Here is a 3,764-nt window from a genome sequence, read left to right as displayed (position 1 = left end):
GGCATCGTATTCCTCGGCACTGGCCCAGGTGTTACGCGGGTTCAGCAGCTTGCTGTCGACGTTGGGCACTGCCACCGGTACATCCAGGTTCAGCGTGTCCAGGTGTTCGGTTTCCACGTCGTCCAGGTCGCCGTTCTGGATGGCGGTGATGATGCCCCGGGTGGTGGGGATGCTGAAGCGCTGGCCGACGCCGTGGGGGCCGCCGGTCCAGCCGGTGTTCACCAGGAATACGCGGCTGCCAAACTGGTCCATCCGCTTCATCAGCAGCTCGGCGTAGACGCCGGCCGGGCGCGGGAAGAAGGGCGCGCCAAAGCAGGTTGAGAAGGTGGACTTGAGCTTGGACGAGGAGCCCATCTCGGTGGAGCCCACCAGCGCGGTGTAGCCGCTGAGGAAATGGTAGGCCGCCGCTTCCTTGCTGAGCACGGACACCGGCGGCAGTACGCCGGTCATGTCGCAGGTCAGGAACACGATGTGGGATGGCTCACCGGCCCGGTTCTCCTCGACGCGCTTCTCCACGTGCTCCAGCGGGTAGGCGCAGCGGGAGTTCTCGGTCAGGGAGGTGTCGCTGTAGTCCGGCTCTCGGGTCACCGGGTCGATGGTGACGTTCTCGACGATGGCGCCAAAGCGGATGGCATCCCAGATGATGGGCTCGTTCTTGCGTGTCAGGTCGATGCACTTGGCGTAGCAGCCACCCTCGATGTTGAACACTGTGCCCGGCCCCCAGCCATGCTCGTCGTCGCCGATCAGGTAACGGTTGGGGTCGGCTGACAGGGTGGTCTTGCCGGTGCCGGAGAGGCCGAAGAACAGGCAGGTCTCGCCGTCGTCACCGACGTTGGCGGAGCAGTGCATGGGCAGCACGTCCCTTTCGGGCAGCAGGAAGTTCTGCACCGAGAACATGGCCTTCTTCATCTCGCCGGCGTAGTGCATGCCGGCAATCAGCACCTTGCGCTTGGCAAAGTTGATGATCACGCAGCCGTCGCTGTTGGTGCCATCACGCTCGGGCACACACTGGAAGTTGGCCACGTTCAGCACCTGCCACTCTTGCTTGTCGGCAGGGTTGAAGTTGCTGGGGCGAATAAAGAGGATGCGGCCGAACAGGTTCTGCCAGGCGGTCTCGGTGGTTACGCGGACCGGCAGGTAGTGCTCCGGGTCGGCGCCCACGTGGAGCTCGGAGACAAAGCTGGTCTTTTCGGCCAGGTAGGCTTCTACCCGGTCCCAGAGGTCGTCGAACTTGTCGGCGTCGAAGGGCCGGTTGATGCCGCCCCAGTCGATATCGTCGGAGGTGCTGGGCTCCTCGACGATGTAACGGTCCATGGGTGAGCGGCCAGTGCGCTTGCCGGTCTTGACCACCAGTGAACCGTTGGAGGCCAGATGGCCCTCGCGTCTTTCCAGTGCCAGCTCGACAAGGCGTGCTGTGCTCAGATCATTATAAGTGTTGCTCACTTCGACCTCGCCCTCAGGGTGTCTTGTGATTGTTCAGGCCGTCGCCCCCGAAATTGACGGAAATCTGAACAATCGGATCAATTCAGGCGCGCTATTATGCCAGACAGCAGGGTAAAAAACGACTGCTCGCCAGACCGCGTGGTTGAGCGGTTTCGCGCCTAGTAAAGTGGTGCTTTCAATGTCGTGCGGCGTCGGAAATCAGTGCAGCGAGTGACCCAGGAAAAGCTGGTCGATGTCGTTGCGGTCGAACCGGTAATGGGCGTGGCAGAACTGGCAGTCCATGTCGATTGCGCCGCGCTCCTCGATGATGTCGTAGCACTCCTTCTGGCCAATGGCTTCCAGCGCCCCAAGGGTACGCTCACGGGAGCAGCTGCAGCGGAAAGCCACCGGGTCGGCGTCGAACAGCCGCACCGTTTCCTCGTGGAACAGCCGGTGCAGCACGGTTTCACTGTCCAGGCCGAGCAGCTCGTCGGCCTTCAGTGTGCTGGCCAGGTGGTTGACCCGGCGCCAGAGGTCGTCATCGGGCTCGGTGCCGCCGGGCAGCCGCTGCAGCAGCAGGCCGGCGCTCTGGTCCTGGTCGGCAAACAGCACCAGACTGGTGGCGATCTGTTCGGAGCGCTCGAAGTAGTCCTCCAGGCAGCGGGCGAGGGATTCGTGTTCCCGCGGCACCACACCCTGGTAGCGCTGACCCTGCTCCGGGGTGATGGTGATGGCCATCTTGCCCTCCCCCAGAAGCTCGCCCAGGGAGTCGGCGTCGGCGGGAATCTCGTCAAAGCGGGCCAGACCGCGCAGGTAGCGGTCGTGGCTGCATTCGGTCATCAGGGTGCGCAGCGGGCCCTGGCCGCTGGCCTGCAGCGATAGGGTACCCTCGAACTTGAGGGTGCCGCTCATCAGCACGCTGGCCGCCAGGGACTCGCCGAGCAGCTGGCGCACCACGGTTGGATAGGACGCCTGGCTGGCGATTTCCCGGTAGCTGTCCGCCAGCCGGACCCAGGCGCCACGGACCTGGCTGTCCTCGAAGATAAAGCGCTGGAACTGGTCCTGCGATGCCACGATGAAGTCTCCTGATAAGGGCAGGATCCGAACCGGCGTCAGATGCCGTTCTGATCCTTGAAACGTTGTATGGTACGACGGTCCTTCTTGGACGGACGTCGCGCCGGGGGCAATTGTGCGGCCTGCATGGTCTTGCGCTGCCAGGCCAGCTCTTCCCGGTGGCGGATGCTGTCCTCGGTCTCGTGGTAGAGCATCTGGGCTTCCGGCGCCCCGCGCCGGCGGTCGCTGACCTGGTCGATGATGATGGTGCGCTCGGCCCAGCCGTGCCGCAGCTTGAGCTCGCCGCCCTGTTCCACCAGCTTGCCGGGTTTGCAGCGCTGGTCGTTGTAGTGAACCTTGCCGCCCTCAATGGCTTCCTTGGCGAGGGTTCGGGTCTTGTAGAAACGGGCTGCCCAGAGCCATTTGTCGAGCCGGACCCGCTGGTCGGTGGTTGCTGCCGAGGTCATGTCTCCTCACCTGCTGTCATACTGTTTCCAGTGTAACCGGTTCACGGCTCTGATGGCAGGTGTCCGCGGTGCCGGCCCAGGGGCAGCAGCTCATCGAAATGGGCAATGGACGGAATCTCCGGGTGGGCGGCGGCCGGGGCCTGCTGGCTGTCCGGCGCCAGGATCGCCAGGCACTGGCCGATGCCGGCGGCACGGGCGCTTTCCAGCACCGGAATGCTGTCGTCCACCATCAGGGTGCGGGCCGGCTGGTAGGGGGCATAAGCCTGCAGGTCGGCCCAGAACGCTGGGGCTTCTTTGGGCTTGCCCAGCTGATGGCTGGAAATGATGGCATCCACATGGCGGTCCAGGCCGGTGGCCTCCAGCTTCAGCGCCAGCGGGTCCGGATGGCAATTGGTGACGATCACGCTGCGGTAGCCGTGTGAGCGGATCTGACCCAGGAAGTCCGCCACATGGGGGCGATAGGCGATGCGGTCCCGCACCTCCGCCTTGAGGGCCGCCACATCCATGGCCAGGCGCCGGCTCCAGTAGTCGGTGCAGTACCAGTTCAGGGTGCCTTTCTCGGTCCGGATGATATCCAGAATGGTAGCCAGCGCCTGCTCTGTGGCCACGCCGGTGTGCTCGGCATAGCGCCGGGGCAGATGTTCCAGCCAGAAGTGGCTGTCGTAGTGCAGGTCGAGCAGGGTTCCGTCCATATCGAGAAAGACGGTGTCGACCCGGGACCATTCAATCATAGCGGGGGTCACCTGACATCAATGCTGTCAGGCTGCCGGACTGGCGCCGGCTTGGCAAGTAGGGAATAACGACAGTCCCCGGCGCCCAGAG

General features: G+C 64.1%; 4 protein-coding genes. All 4 read right to left on the bottom strand.

Going from position 1 to position 3,764, the window contains the following annotated elements:
- The coding region (locus R3280_RS16245; RefSeq protein ID WP_318999653.1) for a phosphoenolpyruvate carboxykinase at positions 1-1,443 on the bottom strand (1,443 nt) is incomplete at its 3' end.
- A 198-nt stretch (positions 1,444-1,641) separates the two neighbouring features.
- Positions 1,642-2,496, bottom strand: a complete 855-nt coding sequence (gene hslO, locus R3280_RS16240) for an Hsp33 family molecular chaperone HslO (protein WP_318999652.1) — start codon at positions 2,494-2,496, stop codon at positions 1,642-1,644.
- Between the two features lie 38 nt (positions 2,497-2,534).
- A complete protein-coding gene (gene hslR / locus R3280_RS16235; protein ID WP_318999651.1) occupies positions 2,535-2,942 on the bottom strand; it encodes a ribosome-associated heat shock protein Hsp15 in 408 nt (135 codons plus the stop codon).
- A gap of 41 nt (positions 2,943-2,983) precedes the next feature.
- Entirely contained in the window at positions 2,984-3,673 is a 690-nt protein-coding gene (yrfG, locus tag R3280_RS16230) for a GMP/IMP nucleotidase (RefSeq protein ID WP_318999650.1), read from the bottom strand.
- Positions 3,674-3,764 lie beyond the last annotated feature (91 nt).

The organism is Marinobacter sp. (assembly GCF_033722195.1).
Lineage (GTDB): Bacteria > Pseudomonadota > Gammaproteobacteria > Pseudomonadales > Oleiphilaceae > Marinobacter.
Note: the sequence above shows the minus strand (reverse complement) of the source record. Positions and strands in the feature narration are given on the sequence as shown.